Annotated in this window: 16 protein-coding genes; 6 read left to right on the forward strand and 10 right to left on the reverse strand. The window is 62.0% G+C overall.

Annotated features, from left to right (window positions below):
- Positions 1-33: 33 nt before the first annotated feature.
- Together rlmN and LZK81_RS21075 are read right to left on the reverse strand one after the other, a co-directional pair.
- Positions 34-1164, reverse strand: a complete 1131-nt coding sequence (rlmN, locus tag LZK81_RS21070; RefSeq protein ID WP_233956643.1) for a 23S rRNA (adenine(2503)-C(2))-methyltransferase RlmN — start codon at positions 1162-1164, stop codon at positions 34-36.
- Positions 1165-1494: 330 nt separating this feature from the next.
- Positions 1495-2061, reverse strand: a complete 567-nt coding sequence (locus tag LZK81_RS21075; protein WP_233954554.1) for an invasion associated locus B family protein — start codon at positions 2059-2061, stop codon at positions 1495-1497.
- Positions 2062-2389: 328 nt separating this feature from the next.
- Here LZK81_RS21075 and LZK81_RS21080 point away from each other — a divergent pair, with 328 nt between their 5' ends.
- Entirely contained in the window at positions 2390-2953 is a 564-nt protein-coding gene (locus tag LZK81_RS21080; protein ID WP_233954555.1) for a sigma-70 family RNA polymerase sigma factor, read from the forward strand.
- 12 nt (positions 2954-2965) lie between these two features.
- Here LZK81_RS21080 and LZK81_RS21085 read toward each other — a convergent pair whose 3' ends face one another.
- The 4 genes from LZK81_RS21085 to LZK81_RS21100 form a co-directional block, all read right to left on the reverse strand.
- On the reverse strand, positions 2966-3364 hold the full coding sequence (locus tag LZK81_RS21085; protein ID WP_233954556.1) for a YkvA family protein: 399 nt from the start codon (positions 3362-3364) through the stop codon (positions 2966-2968).
- Positions 3365-3420: 56 nt separating this feature from the next.
- A complete protein-coding gene (locus tag LZK81_RS21090) occupies positions 3421-3723 on the reverse strand; it encodes a 4a-hydroxytetrahydrobiopterin dehydratase (RefSeq protein ID WP_046626657.1) in 303 nt (100 codons plus the stop codon).
- A 35-nt stretch (positions 3724-3758) separates the two neighbouring features.
- Positions 3759-4349: an RNA 2',3'-cyclic phosphodiesterase gene (thpR, locus tag LZK81_RS21095; RefSeq protein WP_046605223.1), complete on the reverse strand. Its 591-nt coding sequence runs from the start codon at positions 4347-4349 to the stop codon at positions 3759-3761.
- 66 nt (positions 4350-4415) lie between these two features.
- Positions 4416-5066, reverse strand: coding sequence for an arylesterase (locus LZK81_RS21100; protein WP_233954557.1), 651 nt, complete (start codon positions 5064-5066; stop codon positions 4416-4418).
- A gap of 77 nt (positions 5067-5143) precedes the next feature.
- Here LZK81_RS21100 and LZK81_RS21105 point away from each other — a divergent pair, with 77 nt between their 5' ends.
- The 4 genes from LZK81_RS21105 (at position 5144) to LZK81_RS21120 (ending at position 10082) form a co-directional block, all read left to right on the forward strand.
- Positions 5144-5857: an ABC transporter ATP-binding protein gene (locus LZK81_RS21105; protein WP_233954558.1), complete on the forward strand. Its 714-nt coding sequence runs from the start codon at positions 5144-5146 to the stop codon at positions 5855-5857.
- The gene (locus LZK81_RS21110; protein WP_233954559.1) at positions 5854-8397 is read left to right on the forward strand and encodes an ABC transporter permease; all 2544 of its coding nucleotides are present in this window, start codon (positions 5854-5856) and stop codon (positions 8395-8397) included. Before LZK81_RS21105 ends, LZK81_RS21110 begins: the two co-directional genes overlap by 4 nt.
- Before the next feature lie 234 nt (positions 8398-8631).
- The gene (locus LZK81_RS21115; protein ID WP_046605219.1) at positions 8632-9414 is read left to right on the forward strand and encodes a Bax inhibitor-1/YccA family protein; all 783 of its coding nucleotides are present in this window, start codon (positions 8632-8634) and stop codon (positions 9412-9414) included.
- A gap of 110 nt (positions 9415-9524) precedes the next feature.
- On the forward strand, positions 9525-10082 hold the full coding sequence (locus LZK81_RS21120) for a GNAT family N-acetyltransferase (protein ID WP_233954560.1): 558 nt from the start codon (positions 9525-9527) through the stop codon (positions 10080-10082).
- 9 nt (positions 10083-10091) lie between these two features.
- Here the strand turns inward: LZK81_RS21120 and LZK81_RS21125 are convergent, their stop codons facing one another.
- From LZK81_RS21125 to acnA, 4 genes are all read right to left on the reverse strand, one after another.
- Positions 10092-10481, reverse strand: coding sequence for a DUF2794 domain-containing protein (locus LZK81_RS21125; protein WP_046610587.1), 390 nt, complete (start codon positions 10479-10481; stop codon positions 10092-10094).
- A gap of 294 nt (positions 10482-10775) precedes the next feature.
- Positions 10776-11525, reverse strand: coding sequence for a DUF1223 domain-containing protein (locus tag LZK81_RS21130; protein ID WP_046610586.1), 750 nt, complete (start codon positions 11523-11525; stop codon positions 10776-10778).
- A 195-nt stretch (positions 11526-11720) separates the two neighbouring features.
- The gene (locus LZK81_RS21135; RefSeq protein WP_233954561.1) at positions 11721-12458 is read right to left on the reverse strand and encodes a sulfite exporter TauE/SafE family protein; all 738 of its coding nucleotides are present in this window, start codon (positions 12456-12458) and stop codon (positions 11721-11723) included.
- Between the two features lie 118 nt (positions 12459-12576).
- Positions 12577-15270: an aconitate hydratase AcnA gene (gene acnA, locus LZK81_RS21140; RefSeq protein WP_233954562.1), complete on the reverse strand. Its 2694-nt coding sequence runs from the start codon at positions 15268-15270 to the stop codon at positions 12577-12579.
- Positions 15271-15541: 271 nt separating this feature from the next.
- Here acnA and ccmA point away from each other — a divergent pair, with 271 nt between their 5' ends.
- Positions 15542-16186: a heme ABC exporter ATP-binding protein CcmA gene (ccmA, locus tag LZK81_RS21145; protein WP_233956645.1), complete on the forward strand. Its 645-nt coding sequence runs from the start codon at positions 15542-15544 to the stop codon at positions 16184-16186.
- Positions 16187-16305: the final 119 nt, after the last annotated feature.

A 16305-nucleotide genomic window follows, 5' to 3' on the forward strand; every position in this document is an offset into this window, starting at 1 on the left:
TCGACATGCGCCCCGAAATATTTCTGGTAGACCTCAGTCGTCCTCGCCGTGCCCGGCGATCATCATCGCCTCGAAGGCGAGACGGTCGGTCTTGCGCATCCGCTCCGATTCCGACTTCAGCTGGCCGCAGGCGGCGAGGATGTCGCGGCCACGCGGGGTACGGATCGGCGAGGCGTAACCCGCCTGGTTGATGAAGTCGGCGAATTTCTCGATCTGTGCCCATTCCGAACACTGGTAGTTGGTGCCCGGCCAGGGGTTGAAGGGGATGAGGTTGATCTTCGCCGGCACGCCCTTCAGCAGCTGGATCAGCGCCTTGGCGTCCTCCAGGCTGTCGTTGACGTCCTTCAGCATCACATATTCGAAGGTGATGCGCCGCGCGTTCGAAAGCCCCGGATAATTGCGGCAGGCCTCGATCAGCTCCTTCAGCGGATATTTCTTGTTGATCGGCACCAGCATGTCGCGCAGGTCGTCGCGCACCGCATGCAGCGAGATCGCCAGCATCACACCGATCTCGTCGCCGGTCCGGAAGATTTCCGGGACGACGCCGGAAGTCGACAGAGTGACCCGCCGCTTCGACAGCGACAGCCCGTCGCCGTCGGTCGCGATCAGCAGCGCGGTCTTGACGCTTTCGAAATTGTAGAGTGGCTCGCCCATGCCCATCATCACGACGTTGGTGACCTTACGGTCGCCCGTCGGAACGAACGCGCCGGGCGGCGTGTCGGTGCCCGGAAAATCACCCAACCGGTCACGGGCCAGCAGCAACTGCGACAGGATTTCCTCAGCGGTCAGGTTGCGCACCAGCTTCTGGGTGCCGGTGTGACAGAAGGAACAGGTCAGCGTGCAGCCGACCTGGCTCGAAATGCAGAGCGTGCCGCGACCTTCTTCCGGGATGTAGACGGTCTCGACTTCGACCGGACGTCCGGCGCCGCGCGGCGGAAAACGCAGCAGCCATTTGCGGGTCCCGTCATTGGAAACCTGTTCCTCGACGATCTCAGGACGCGCGATGGTGAAATGCGCCTTCAGCATCTCGCGCATGTCCTTGGCGACGTTGGTCATCGCATCGAAATCGGAGACACCGCGGATATAGAGCCAGTGCCAGAGCTGGCTGACGCGCATGCGTACCTGCTTTTCCGATACGCCCTTTTCCTTCAGCGCTGCCGCCATGTCTTCGCGCGTCAGCCCGATCAGCGACGGCTTGGTGCCGAACAGATCCGGATTGGCGACGAGCGGCTTCTTGATGGCGACCGGCGCCAGAGCCTCTGAGACTGACATTCTTTTATCCCGTTCGAACACATGCAGCTTTCCCACGTTCGACCAGCGGGAAAGTCAGGGCATGTTGAATGCGTGAAACCTGTATCGGCCCATCGGGCACATGTGCCGGACCTTCGTTGAGGCGGGCTTTATCATCAAATAGCCGCCGCGTCACTATGCTTCAGGAAATGCAAAAGGCCGGTCACGGGACCGGCCTTCCAGGTTCTTGCTGCGCGCGGACGCTTACTTGCAGGTTTCGATCTGCTTCAGCGCGGCCGCGATGCCCTGCAGCGAATAGGCATAGGAGGTCTTGGTGCCACGGCCGGAAACGGCGCTGACGCTCATGTTCTGACCTGTCTTCATTGCCGCGACCAGCGCCGGCTCCTCGGCGGCGTTCTCGACCCAGGCCGCCTTGTCCTTGGTAAACATCGTGAAGTTCTTCTTGTCGATCGTCACGGTGACCTTGGAATTCGGCTGCAGCACGTATCCCACCATCGCCTGCGGCTCGTAGGAAATGTTCTGTCCGGGCCGCTGCGAGACGATGAAGAAGATATCGCCGTGATCGACGCCGGCCGGTTCCTTGGTGGTCGGCACCGAAATCACGTAGCAGACATTGCTGGCGCCCGACTTGTAGGAATAGGCGCCCCATGCCTTGAACTGCTGGATGTGCGTGGGACCTGCGGCCGCTGCTGCCGGTGCCTGGGCCTGCTGCGGCTTGGCCGGGGCAGTGGCCTTCGGCGCCTGAGCCGATGCCAGGCCGGCGCTTGCGGCCAAGATTGCCAATGCGGTTGCGATTGTTCTTACAGACATGGTCTCCTGCCGGTTTTGTTCGTTCAACGGCCCGAGCGGGCAAGCCTTGCCAGGCATGATCCTGATTCGGCGCATTTTGACTTGATCCTGGTTACCAAACCGTCAACCAGACCATTAGAATTTGCTGAACCTCCTGCCCTGGCCCTTGGATGGTAGGAATAGCACTCACCGCCATGCCTCCAAAGACCCAACCAGCAGAATTTCCATGCGTTTCGTCAATCAGTGACACAAGGATTGGGGCAAGAGTTTGTCCTTTTCCTAACTCTCACAATGACATTAGAATGGTCGAATATGATGCGAATCTCATCGGAAACTTTGCGCAGCGTAAATGAATGTAGACGAAAGAGACCACTTCGCCGGCTTGGTAAGGGCAGTGGCCGATGAGCGCGATCAGGCAGCTTTTACCATGCTGTTCGATTATTACGCGCCGCGTTTGAAATCCTGGCTGGTGAAACGGTCGATGCGGCCCGACGATGCGGAGGAACTCGTCCAGGAGGTGATGGCCGTTCTCTGGCACCGCGCCGGCCTCTATGATCCGGCCCGATCCTCCTTGTCCACCTGGCTTTTCCGTATCGCCCGCAACCGCCGCATCGACGCCGAACGCCGGGCGAGGCACAGGCCGCTGGACGTCTACGAACCCCTGTTCTTCGTGACCGAGGCGCCGGGCGCAGATACGATCTTCGAAGGCGAGGAACGCGATGCCCTCGTGCGCGCAGCCCTTGCCGATATCCCCGGCGAACAGATGGAACTGGTGCGGGCGGCCTTCTTCCTCGGCCAGTCCCATTCGGAAATTGCCTCGTCCACGGGTCTTCCGCTCGGCACGGTGAAGTCCCGAATCCGGCTCGCATTCGAGCGCTTGCGACGAGTTCTCGAAGATCCTTCGGAGGGATAACGCCCCTTGAGACTATTTGCCGCGGACACCGTCGGCGATGTCTGGATTGTCTGCCAGCACCAGGTCGGCAGCCTCGTAATGGCGGTCGGCAATATGGCCCTGGATCATCCGGAAGGCGGCGGCGAGCACCGCGATATCATCGGTGAAGCCGACAAGAACGAACATGTCCGGCAGGAAATCGATCGGCATCACGAAATAGGCGAGCGCCGCAAGCAGCACGCCCCGCACGCGGGTCGGGGTCCGCCGGTCGATCGCGCAATAATAGGCAGCGACCAGGTCGCGGCTGAACGGCACCTGCCGGACCGCCCGCTTCAGGGTCGGCCAGAACTTGGCGCGAACCTGCCGCTCGCGGCGGTCTTGCGTATCCTCGTCACCCGGCAGCAGAATTTCGCCGATCTTCACGTCGTCCATGGTCGCTCCGTTCGCTCAACGTGTGCCCATCCAATATGGGTTTTGGACCATGAAGTTCAATTGCGGCGCGAGGATGCCTTGTCCATCGCCCGGGCAAGCTTGAAGTCGATATCGGTCAGCCCCCTGGTCGCGTGGGTGGTCAGCAGCACGTCGACCCGCGAATAGACGTTCGACCATTCCGGGTGGTGGTTGAGCTTCTCGGCGGACAGCGCGCATTCGGCCATGAAACCGAAGGCCTCGATGAAGGTCTTGAACTTGAAGCTCTTGAAGATCGCGTCGCCTTCCGGCTTCAGCTCCCAGCCGTCAAGCGTCGCGAACTCGCGCTCGACGCCCGCCGTATCCAGCTTTTCGTAGTTCATCGTCCAACGCTCCTTCGGAAAGGGGCTACTTCGGGTTAAAGGAGGCTTTTTGCCGGCTCCATGTCGCCAGCATAGGCGGTGCCGTAGCTCGCCTCCTGCAGGGGGAATATTTCCTCCGTCAGATAAGGCCCGCCCCCGACCGATTCCTTCGATGACAGCAGCACGAAACGCGGCACCGTGAAGGGCGCCGTATAGAAGTTGCCGCGGCCGGAAAGGTAATGGACCACATCGTCCAGCCGGCAATTCTTGAGCCGTGCCAGCGTCACATGCGGGGTGAACTTGCGGGGATCCGGCGGCAAGCCGAAACGCTGGCAGATCCGTTCGATCTCCGCCTGCAGCGCATATATTTCCGGGGATGGCGAAACGCCGGCCCAGATGGAATGCGGCTTTTTCGACCCGAAGGAGCCGATCCCGGTCAGCGTCGCCTGGAATTCCGGCCGGTCGATGCGGTCCAGCCGGTCGACGATCTCGTCGGCGGTGCGGCCGTCGACATCGCCGATGAAGCGCAGTGTGATGTGATAGTTCTCCACGTCGATCCACCGGGCACCGGGGATCCCTCCGCGCAGGAGAGACAGGCTCATCGCTACATTGCGCGGAATTTCGAGGGCGGTGAAAAGTCTCGGCATAGGGACCTCCTCGAATCTTTTGCAGATGCAAACAGCGAATCATGCAACGGAGTTCCGCGCAAGCTGTTATTTTCCCTTATCCTTAATAGCCCCCAGGAAGCTTTTGACAGGTTCAACGGTCTTTTCGACCATCACGGCGACCCCTTTGGCGTTGGGATGCATGCCGTCCGAGAGCTGCAGGCTGGAAATCGTCGTGACCCCATCCAGGAAGAACGGATAGAGCGGCACCGCGTATTTGTCGGCCAACCGCTTGTAGATAGGGTTGAACTTTTCGGCGTAATTCCCGCCCATGTTCGGCGGCGCCAGGATGCCGATCAGGAAGACCGGGATCTTCCGTTCTTTCAGCCGCGCCAGGATCGCATCGAGATTTTTTTCCGACTGGTCCGGGGAGATGCCACGCAGCGCGTCGTTGGCGCCGAGTTCGAGGATCACGCCATCCGTGCCGTCGGGCACGGACCAGTCGATGCGGGACAAGCCCGCCGCCGTCGTGTCCCCGGAAACGCCGGCATTGGCGACCACGACATTCTGCCCCGCGGCTTTCAACGCCGCCTCGAGCTGTGCCGTATAGGACTCGGAAGGCGCAAGCTGGTAGCCCGCCATCAGGCTGTCGCCGAAACCGACGATCTGGATCGTCCTATCCTGCGCGGCGGCCGGCAATGCGGCCAGCACCAGCGCGGACATGACGATGAAGTGAAGCAGGCTTGCTTTAAAACTCACGATCCGTCTCCTAGATTGAGCGCGACCGCAATGCGGTACTCGGGTTACGCTTCACGCCTAATATAGGACGGTTCGATTTGACTAAAACCATCATCACACTGAAGAAGGCCGATCTGACCCTGGGCAGCGCGGCAGCCTCGGTGCATGTGCTGAAGCAGATCGACCTCGAAATCCGCGCAGGCGAGGCCGTCGGCATCGTCGGGCCTTCGGGCTCCGGCAAATCGACGCTGCTGATGGTCCTGGCCGGCCTCGAGCGGCTGGACAGTGGCGAGATCGTCATCAACGGCGCTCCCCTTCACGCGCTGTCCGAAGACAGGCTGGCCGATTTCCGCGGCCGCAATATCGGCATCGTCTTCCAGTCCTTCCACCTGATCGCCAACATGACGGCGCTCGAAAACGTCGCCGTTCCGCTCGAACTCGCTAATGTCAGGGACGCCTTCGAGATCGCCAGGCGGGAACTGACCGCCGTCGGCCTCGGCGAGCGGCTGAGCCACTATCCCGGCCAGCTTTCCGGCGGCGAGCAGCAGCGCGTGGCGATCGCCCGCGCCCTTGCTCCCTCCCCCTCCGTGCTGATCGCCGACGAACCGACCGGCAATCTCGACACCGAGACCGGCCGGCAGATCGCCGACCTGCTCTTTTCGAAACAGGCGGAGCGCGGCATGACCATGCTGCTCGTCACCCATGACAATGCGCTTGCCGCCCGCTGCTCGCGCCAGATCCGCGTCCGTTCCGGCGAGATCGTCGGCGACAGCGCCACCGCCCACGCGACCGTTCAGGCGGTTTCCGCATGAGGTCGGCCTTTCCGCGCCTCTCGATTTCCTTCCGCCTGGCGCTGCGCGAAATGCGCGGCGGGCTTGCCGGCTTCTACATCTTCCTCGCCTGTATCGCGCTCGGCACCGGGGCGATCGCAGCCGTCAATTCGGTATCGCGGGCCATCACCGGGGCCATCGCCTCTCAAGGCCAGGAAATCCTTGCCGGCGACATCCGTTTCGAACTGAACAACCGCGAAGCCACCGACCAGGAACGCGCGTTCCTCACCCGCCTCGGCAAGGTTTCCTTGTCCACGAGCCTGCGCTCCATGGCCCGCAAGCCTGACGGTTCCGAGCAGGCGCTGGTCGAGGTCAAGGCTGTGGACGACGCCTATCCGCTCTACGGCAGTTTCGGCGCAGAACCTTCCGCACCGTTGCCCGACCTTCTTGGCAAGCAGGAAGAGGTTTTTGGCGCGCTGGCAGCCCCGCTTCTGCTGGAACGCCTCGGCCTCAAGGACGGCGACCAGCTTCTGCTCGGCAATGCCCGGCTGACATTGCGCGGCACGATCACCGCCGAGCCCGACGCGCTTTCAGACGGTTTCGGCTTTGCGCCGCGCCTGATCGTCAGTCGCGAGGCACTCGCGGCCTCCGGCCTGATCACTACCGGCAGCCTTGTGGAACATGCCTACAAGGTGCGGCTCGACGACCCGGCAACCCGCTCGACGCTTGCCGCCCGCGCCAATCGCGAGTTCCCGAGCGCCGGCTGGTCGGTCCGCACCAGCGACCGTGCCGCCCCCTCGCTTACCGAAAACGTCGACCGCTTCTCGCAATTCCTGACGCTGGTTGGCCTGACGGCACTGATCGTCGGCGGCGTCGGCGTCGCCAATGCGGTACGCGCCTTCCTCGATGCCAAGCGCACCACGATCGCCACCTTCAAATGCCTGGGCGCGCCGGCCTCGGTGGTGACGATGATCTATCTCATCCAGATCATGCTGCTCGCGGTGATCGGCATCCTGATCGGCCTCGTCATCGGCGCCGTCTCGCCCTTCGTGGCGCTGCAATTCCTCGAAGGCGTGCTTCCGGTTCCGAAGGAAGTCACCTTCTATCCCTCGGCGCTGGCGCTTGCCGCATTGTTCGGCATCCTGATCACCTTCGCCTTCGCCGTTCTGCCGCTCGGCCATGCCCGCGAAGTGCCGGCAACCGCCCTTTTCCGGGAACAGAGCTTCGACAACACCCGCCTTCCCTCCTGGCCCTATCTTCTGGCCGCCGGTCTGGCGCTTGCTGCACTGGCGGCACTTGCGATCGTTTCTGCGGAAGAACGCTTCATCGCCTCCGTTTTCCTCGCCGCCGTCGCCGGTGCCTTCGTGCTCTTGCGCCTCGTTGCGGCCCTGATCGCCGCGCTTGCCAAAAGAAGCCCGCGGGTCAACTCGCCGGCGCTGCGACTGGCGATCGGCAATATCCACCGGCCGGGCGCGTTGACGCCTTCGGTCGTGCTGTCGCTCGGCCTCGGCCTTGCCCTGCTCGTGACGCTCGCCCTGATCGACGGCAACATGCGTCGCCAGCTGACCGGCAGCATCGCCCAGCAGGCGCCGAATTTCTTCTTCGTCGACATCCAGGGATCGGAGCGCGACGGGTTCGTCAACATCCTGAAACAACAGGCGCCGGCGGGTGCGATCACCCAGGTGCCGATGCTGCGCGGCCGCATCCTCGCCTTCAACGGCCAGGACGTGACCCAGATGAACGTGCCGCCCGCCGGCCGCTGGGTGTTGCGCGGCGACCGTGGCATCACCTACGAGGACAAGCTTCCATCCAACTCGGCGCTGACGGCGGGAGAGTGGTGGACCGCCGACCATACCGGCGAACCGCTCGTCTCCTTCTCGGCGGAAGAGGCCGGCGAACTCGGCCTGAAACTCGGCGACACCGTCACCGTCAACGTGCTCGGCCGCAACATCACCGCCCGCATCGCCAATTTCCGTAAAGTTCAGTGGGAATCGCTGTCGATCAATTTCGTGATGATCTTCTCGCCGAACACGTTTCGCGGCGCACCGCATGCCTGGCTCGCGACGCTGAGCGATCCTCAAGCCACCGCCCAGCAGGAAGCGGCGATCCTGCGCGCCGTTACCAACGCCTACCCGACCATCACCAGCGTTCGGGTGAAGGACGCGATCGATATCGTCGACCAGCTCGTCGGCCAGCTCGCGGCCGCGATCCGGGCCGCAGCGGCCGTTGCGCTGATCGCCTCCGTGCTGGTGCTTGCCGGTGCGCTGGCGGCCGGCAACCGGGCACGCACCCATGACGCCGTCATCCTGAAAACGCTCGGCGGCACGCGCAGCATGCTGATGCGCGCCTTCAGCTACGAATACATGATCCTCGGAACGGCGACCGCGCTCTTCGCGCTTCTCGCCGGCGGCCTCTCCGCATGGTTCGTGGTCAGCCGGATCATGCGGCTCCAGTCGGTCTTCCTGCCCGACATCGCAGTGCTGACGCTCGCCGTCTCTCTGGTTTTGACCGTCGGAATAGGCCTTGCCGGCACATGGCGCATATTAGGGCAGAAGGCCGCGCCGGTACTGCGCGAGCTCTAATTCTCCCACAGGTAGTATTTCCCGTTAACTCTCTGATCAAATTCCCGTCAGAGCGTCCCATAGGTTGCTAAATGGCTCCCATGGCTTGCGTTTTTCGCTTGCCGCACCTCTTGTATGTGAAGCGATCTCGCATCATATTTATGCGCAGGCTTGCTGGAGCTCCGCAGCGGCGCCTGGGTCCGTAAAAAAGGGGGCCCGACACCGTGAATAATTCCGGAGCTTAAAGAGGAAACAATGGCTGACTTTAACAACTACCAGACCCGGGCGGCGCAGGGTCGCGCCCAGTCCGGCGCGATGATCGATGAAGGCCTGCGCGCCTACATGCTCAAGGTCTACAACCTGATGGCTGTCGGCTTGGCTATCACCGGTATCGCCGCCTATGGTATCTCGGCCCTCGCAACGACGACGGATGCGGCTGCAGCTGTCGCCCGGCTTCCGAACGGCATCCTGCTGACCAGCCTCGGCGCTGCGATCTACGGTTCGCCGCTTCGCTGGGTCGTCATGCTCGCGCCGCTCGCGGTGGTGTTCTTCCTGAGCTTCCGCGTTCATAAGATGAGCGTCGGCGCGGCACAGGCCACTTTCTGGGGCTACGCGGCCCTAATGGGCCTTTCGCTGTCGTCGATCTTCCTCGTCTACACCTCGCAGAGCATCGTGCAGACGTTCTTCATCACGGCAGCCTCCTTCGGCGCCCTGTCGCTTTACGGCTACACGACGAAGAGAAGCCTGTCGGGCATGGGCTCGTTCCTGATCATGGGCCTGTTCGGCCTGATCATCGCCTCGATCGTCAACATCTTCCTGGCGTCTTCCGCACTCGGCTTCGCGATCTCGGCGATCGGCGTGCTGATCTTCGCAGGCCTCACCGCCTACGACACGCAGAAGATCAAGGAAATGTACTTTGACGGCGACGACGTCGCGGTTGCTGGCCGCAAGGCCATCATGGGCGCTCTGACCCTCTACCTCGACTTCATCAACCTCTTCACGTTCCTCCTCCAGTTCCTGGGCAACCGGAACAACTGATCTCGAGGAATGCGAACAGGAAAAAGGCGGCCTCCGGGTCGCCTTTTTTATTGCCCGGCTTCGCGCCGCAGCATAGGCTTGGCCATTCCTTTCAACGGCCTCAAATCTCAATGACATTCCATCTCCGCGACGCCTCCCCCGCCGATCTTCCGACCATCACCGAAATCTATCGCGACAGCGTGCTGAACGGCACGGCGAGCTACGAGATCCTGCCCCCGGACCAGGCGGAGATGGCCGCCCGCTTCGAGGCGATCCGGGCCAAGGGTTATCCCTATATCGCAGCGGAACAGCAGGACGGCACTCTCCTCGGTTACGCCTACGCGTCGGCCTTCCGGACCCGCCCCGCCTATCGCTGGCTGGTCGAGGATTCGATCTACCTGGCGCCGGACGCGCGCGGCAAAGGCGTCGGAAAGGCGCTGCTCAAGGAACTGCTGGTGCGTTGCGAGACGCTCGGCTTCCGCCAAATGGTCGCCGTCATCGGCGGCGCAAGCCCGGCTTCCGTTGGCCTTCATCGCGGCCTCGGCTTCGAGCTGACCGGAACCCTCAAAGGCACCGGCTTCAAGCACGGAAAATGGCAGGATACGGTGCTGATGCAGGTCGCTTTGGGCGAAGGCAATGAAACCGATCCGGACCTTAGCGTCTATCCGGGCTCGCTGTTTACCGAATAGCGGGCCGCCTCAGTCGATCAGCTTCAGCACCTTGTCGAACACTTTCAGCACCTGCGGAAGCTCGTGGCCGCGCTTCATGATCAGGCCATGGGTGTTCATGACGGAATAGGCGCCCTGCTTGGCGGCGAGCTTGGGGTTCTTCTCGATTCGAAACAGCGGCGTCTCGCCCGAACGCTTGAAGATGGAGAATACCGCCCGATCCCTGAGGTGATCGATCGCGTAGTCCTTCCACTCCCCTTCGCCGACCATGCGGCCGTAAATCCTCAAGATCGCATCGAGTTCGCGCCGATGGAAGGTGACCGGTGCGGGATCGCGGTTCTGCCGATATTCACTGAGATCGACGACAACGGCTGCGTCCTGGGGTCTCTGGCCCCCCGGCAAATCCGGCTGATCTGTCATCAAGACTCCCAAATCGTCAAATGTCAGAGATATGACAGTGTGCCTGAGAGGCGACAAAAATCAACCCCGGCAATCCGGCCGGGGACGAACCGCCACGATTTTATTCTTGCCCCATTTCGAACAAAAGAGTGCCCGATTTCGAAGCGAGATTGGCAGCGTTGGTTGGCGCCGTTTTCAGCGCCATATGGCCCGGTCTGGTGCATTGACCCTTACCCCCAGCCCCCCAATGTTATTGGATCGGGCCGCCAACAATCGCTCACGCACAATCCGGCAAGCCTTGAACCCCGCCCGCGGTCAATATTTCTTGTAGCCTGCCATCAGCACCGTCGCACCGAGAATGGCGCCCGGCTCGCCGCCCGGCCCCGAGGCCTGCAGCAGGATCGCGCAGCCGTCCTTCTTGGACTTGCCCATCAGCTTGCCCGGCAGGGTCAGCTTCATGCTCTGGCCGTTCCAGGTGCCGACCGACTGCACGTCGTAAACGGCGTGCCAATAGTCCATGGTCTTGCCGCTGTTTTCACCCTTGGTGACATCCACCTGCTGTCGCTTGGTGAAATAGGCGACGACGACGTCCGCCTGCCCCTTGCCGCCGCCGATCTCGATCTCGATTTCGTCGCCGCGCATCGCTGCGGTGACCGGGACGTCGAGCCCCTTGCCGGTTTGGCCGAGTGCCTTCACTTTGTCGTTGATGATCGTGAGGTCGGTGCCCTTGACGTGATCGCGCCCGTTGATGACGGCCTGCGGGGTATAGACGCCGCTCCGCCCCAGCGTCTTTGCATAGCCATATTGCCGCTCGGTATTTTCCTTGGAGCTCAGCGTATCGGTCCAGCCGAGATAGTTCCAGTAATCGACGTGGTAGGAGAGCACGACCATGTCTCCCTGCGCCACCAACTCACCCAGAGCGGCGTCGGCAGGCGGGCAGGAGGAGCAGCCTTGGGAGGTAAAAAGTTCGATCACGCCCTTCGGCGCCCTGACCTCTCCTGCAAATGCAGCGCCCGCATAAAACAGGCCCGCAACAAGGAGTACGGAGCGAAAACGGAAGGGCATGGGTGGCAGACCTTTTTATCAGGGTAACTGTTATCCACGATTGCTCGCAGCGATCAAGGGCCTAACGCACGGGATGGCGGAAAGTAACCACCGGGCACCCTCAAGAGAAAGTCACGAAGGGGTGAAGACCGGATATTTGATCGGTTTCCGAATGCGTTTCGTCGGGTGTCAAACTTGGCGAAAAACACGCCGAGGTCAAATCAGTTTGAGCAGGCCTTGAGTAAAATAAACGGCACCCACGCCGGTGACGATCCAGCGCGTCCAGGCGCGGAAATTCTGGTCGGTCATCTTCTGCAGGATGTCGTTGCCGGCCCGCGCTCCGAGGATGGCAATCGGCGCCGCCACCAGCACAGCAATCCATTCGGTGGTCGGCAGTTCCGAGGCCGCATTCCAGTAGAACACCACCTTCGTCGCATGCGAGGCGACCTGCACCGCCGCCTTGGTGGCGATCACCTTGCGCCGGTCCATCGTCGTACGGATGAAGAAGATGTCGATCGTCGGCCCCGACACGCCGACGCCGACCGTCAGCGCCCCGGCGATCAGCCCGCAGACCAGCGCATGCAGCGGCTTCGAGGCGTCGAGCCGCAGTTTCGAGACCGGCATCCAGACGAGGATCGGCATCAGCCCGATGGCGATCGACACGACGATCAGATCCGGCTGATAGTCGACGATCAGCAGGATGATGCTCGAGATGACGAGACCGAGGCCCAGAATGCCGAGAATGCGGTAGTCGACATACGCCCGGGAAAACCAGGCGCGCGACCCGTTCGAGACCATCTGGATGACGCCGTGGATGGCGATCGCGGTACTGACCGGAAAGAGGAAAAGCAGCACCCAGAGCAGGATCAGCCCGCCCGCCATGCCGAAAATTCCCGAAAGCAGCGATGTCAGGAAAACGGTGACGGCCATTCCGATGAGGATGACGACGGTCAAGGGCACGGGACCTTAGGGGCAGAACGACGACCCCTTGGCAAGCAGGTGCAGGTGCGTCGGATAACGGGAAGGAATCCGCCGGAGTTTTCGCTCCGGCGGATGATGAGCGAATGTTCGCTTAGGCGGCGAGGTCGCGCAGAACCGTCTGCAGGATGCCGCCGTTGTTCATGTAGATGACCTCGTCGAGCGTATCGATGCGGCAAAGGATGTTGATTTCCTTCACCGTGCCGTCGCCATAGGTGATCTTGGCGATCTTCCATTCGCGCGGCTTGATGTCGCCTTCGAGACCGAGAATCTCCACGGTCTCGTCGCCCTTGAGGTCGAGGCTGGCCCAGGTCGTGCCCTCTTCGAAGACGAAGGGAACGACGCCCATGCCGACCAGGTTCGAGCGGTGGATACGCTCGAAGGACTGGGCGATGACCGCCTTGACGCCGAGCAGGTTGGTACCCTTCGCGGCCCAGTCGCGCGACGAACCGTTGCCGTATTCGACGCCGGCGAAGATGACCAGCGGAACGCCCTCGGCCTTGTACTGCATGGCCGCGTCGTAGATCGACATCTCCTCCTTGGACGGATAGTGGAAGGTGTAGCCACCTTCCTTGCCGTTCGGACCGAGCATGTAGTTGCGGATGCGGATGTTGGCGAACGTGCCGCGCATCATCACTTCATGATTGCCGCGGCGCGTGCCGTACTGGTTGAAGTCGGCAACGCCGACCCCATGGCCGGTCAGGTAGGCACCGGCCGGCGAGGCAGCCTTGATCGAACCGGCAGGCGAAATGTGGTCGGTGGTGATCTTGTCGCCGAAGAGACCGAGGACGCGGGCGCCCTTGATGTTCTTGAGACCCGATCCGGTCTTGCCCATGCCGACGAAGTAAGGCGGGTTCTGCACATAGGTCGAATCGTCGTCCCAGGCATAGGTCTGGCCCGGAGGAATCTTGACCGCCTGCCAGTTCTCGTCGCCCTTGAAGACGTCCGCATACTTGGTTTCATAGAGTTCGCGGGTGACGTATTTCAGGATGAATTCCTGGACTTCCTTCGAGGTCGGCCAGATGTCCTTGAGGAAGACCGGGTTGCCGTTCTGGTCTTCGCCGAGCGGCTCGGAGGTCAGGTCCTTCTGGACCGAACCGGCCAGCGCATAAGCGACGACGAGCGGCGGCGAGGCGAGGTAGTTCGCCTGGACGTCCGGAGAAATACGGCCTTCGAAGTTACGGTTGCCCGAGAGCACGCCGGCGGCGATCAGGCCCTTGTCGTTGATCGTCTTCGAGATCGGCGCCGGCAGCGGGCCGGAATTGCCGATGCAGGTCGTGCAGCCGAAGCCGACCAGGTTGAAGCCGAGCTTGTCGAGATCGGCCTGCAGGCCGGACTTGGCAAGGTATTCGCCGACGACCTGGGATCCCGGTGCAAGCGAGGTCTTCACCCACGGCTTGGACTTCAGGCCCTTGGCAACCGCGTTGCGGGCGAGAAGGCCGGCGGCGATCAGCACCGACGGATTGGACGTGTTGGTGCAGGAGGTGATCGCGGCAATCGCCACGTCGCCATGGCCGAGATCGAAGTCCGTGCCCTCGACGGGGTAACGATTGTCGAGCTGGCCGGGCTTCTTGTATTCGGTATCGAGCGAACCGGCGAAACCGGATGCGATCTTGTCGAGCGAGATACGGCCTTCCGGACGCTTCGGGCCGGCCATCGACGGCACGACGTCGTTGAGGTCGAGTTCGAGCGTGTCGGTGAAGACGAGGTCGGAACCGTCGCCGTCGCGCCACATGCCCTGGACCTTGGAATAGGCCTCGACCAGCGCGATCCGCTCAAGCGTGCGGCCGGACATCGTCAGGTAGTTGATGGTTTCGCCGTCTACCGGGAAGAAGCCGCAGGTCGCGCCATATTCCGGACCCATGTTGCCGATCGTCGCGCGGTCTGCGAGCGGCATGTTGTCCATGCCCGGACCGAAGAATTCGACGAACTTGGAAACCACGCCCTTCTTGCGCAGCATCTGCACGACGGTGAGCACCAGGTCGGTCGCGGTGACGCCTTCCTTGAGCTTGCCGGTGAGCTTGAAGCCGATGACTTCAGGCAGCAGCATCGAGACCGGCTGGCCGAGCATGGAAGCTTCCGCTTCGATACCGCCGACGCCCCAGCCGAGAACGCCGAGACCGTTGATCATCGTGGTGTGCGAATCGGTGCCGACGCAGGTGTCCGGATAGGCGATCGTTTCGCCGTCCTCTTCCTTGGTCCAAACCGTCTGGCCGAGATATTCCAGGTTCACCTGGTGACAGATGCCGGTGCCCGGAGGAACGACGCGAAAATTCTTGAACGCCTGCTGGCCCCACTTCAGGAAGCGGTAACGCTCGCCGTTGCGCTCGTATTCGAGTTCGACGTTCTTCGCAAACGCGGTCGGCGTGCCGAACTCGTCGACGATAACCGAGTGGTCGATGACGAGATCGACGGGAACGAGCGGGTTGATCTTTTCCGGATCGCCGCCGAGCGACACCATCGCGTCGCGCATTGCGGCAAGATCGACGACGGCGGGAACGCCGGTGAAGTCCTGCATCAGCACGCGGGCCGGACGGTAGGCGATTTCCGCTTCCGCGAGACCCTTGTTGTTCAGCCATTCGGCGACCGTCAGGATCTGTTCCTTGGTGACGGACTGGCCGTCTTCAAAGCGGAGCAGGTTTTCGAGCAGCACCTTCATCGAGAAGGGCAGCTTCGAAACGCCGGCAAGGCCGTTTTGCTCAGCCTTCGGAAGGCTGTAGTAAACGTAATCCTTACCGCCTACGGTAAGGATGGAGCGACAATTGAAACTGTCGAGAGATTTAGCCACGGAAAACAACCCCGCTGATAAAAGAGCCAACACGCGCGTGCGGACGCCTATGCACTTCATGCACATCAGGATGCGGGTGCGACCATTTCCGCTGTCCGCACGAGAAGATTTTTTGGGATCTTCAGGTTCGGCGGAAGATTGAAATCACGCCGGCCGCTGGCGTGGTTGCAGTGCTTATAGATAATTTCTAAGAAGGGTTCCAGACGCTTGGCGCGCATTCCGAATAAATTTTCGGATCGCGATGATTAAAATCTTAATGAAGGTCTCCGGCATGCGGCTTTCGGCCGAAAACTTGAGTGCAAGACGCGGCGAAGACCTGATTTTCACGGACATCTCCTTTACCCTCGGAGCCGGTGAAAGCCTCGTCCTGACCGGCCGCAACGGATCGGGGAAATCGACCCTGCTGCGGGTCGTGGCGGGATTGCTGCGCCCGGAGACCGGTCGCGTCACCTGGATTTCGGAGAGTGCCGAATCGGGAATGCGCGCCGCCGAGGCTTGCCACTATCTCGGCCACCGCAACGCGATGAAGGCGGAGTTGACGGTGTTTGAGAATCTCGCCTTCTGGAAGGATTTCCTGGGCGACGCGGAGGACGGCAAGGGCACCTCCCCGGGCGAGGCCGCAGAGGCCGTGGGTCTCGGGGGGATCATCCATCTGCCCTTCGGTTATCTCTCCGCCGGCCAGCAGCGCCGCATGGCGTTTGCCAAGCTGCTGGTCGCTTCCAGGCCGGTCTGGATATTGGACGAGCCGACTGCGGCGCTCGATGTCAATGCGGAGAGTGTCTTCACCGGGCTGATCAAGTTGCATCTGGCGACCGGCGGCATTGTGCTGGCGGCGACCCATCAGCCGCTGGGGCTGGAGAATGCAAGGGAATTGCAGATGACGGGGTTTGCAGGCGTGGCGGAGGGGAGATGGTGATCGTTCTGCCCTTGGCCACCCCCCTCTGCCCTGCCGGGCATCTCCCCCACAAGGGGGGAGATTGGATGGGGCCAATGCCCTGCCTCAAATCCAGGCATAAATCCGCCGTCACCAATCTG

It is taken from the genome of Neorhizobium galegae (genome assembly GCF_021391675.1).
GTDB classification, from domain to species: Bacteria; Pseudomonadota; Alphaproteobacteria; order Rhizobiales; family Rhizobiaceae; genus Neorhizobium; species Neorhizobium galegae_B.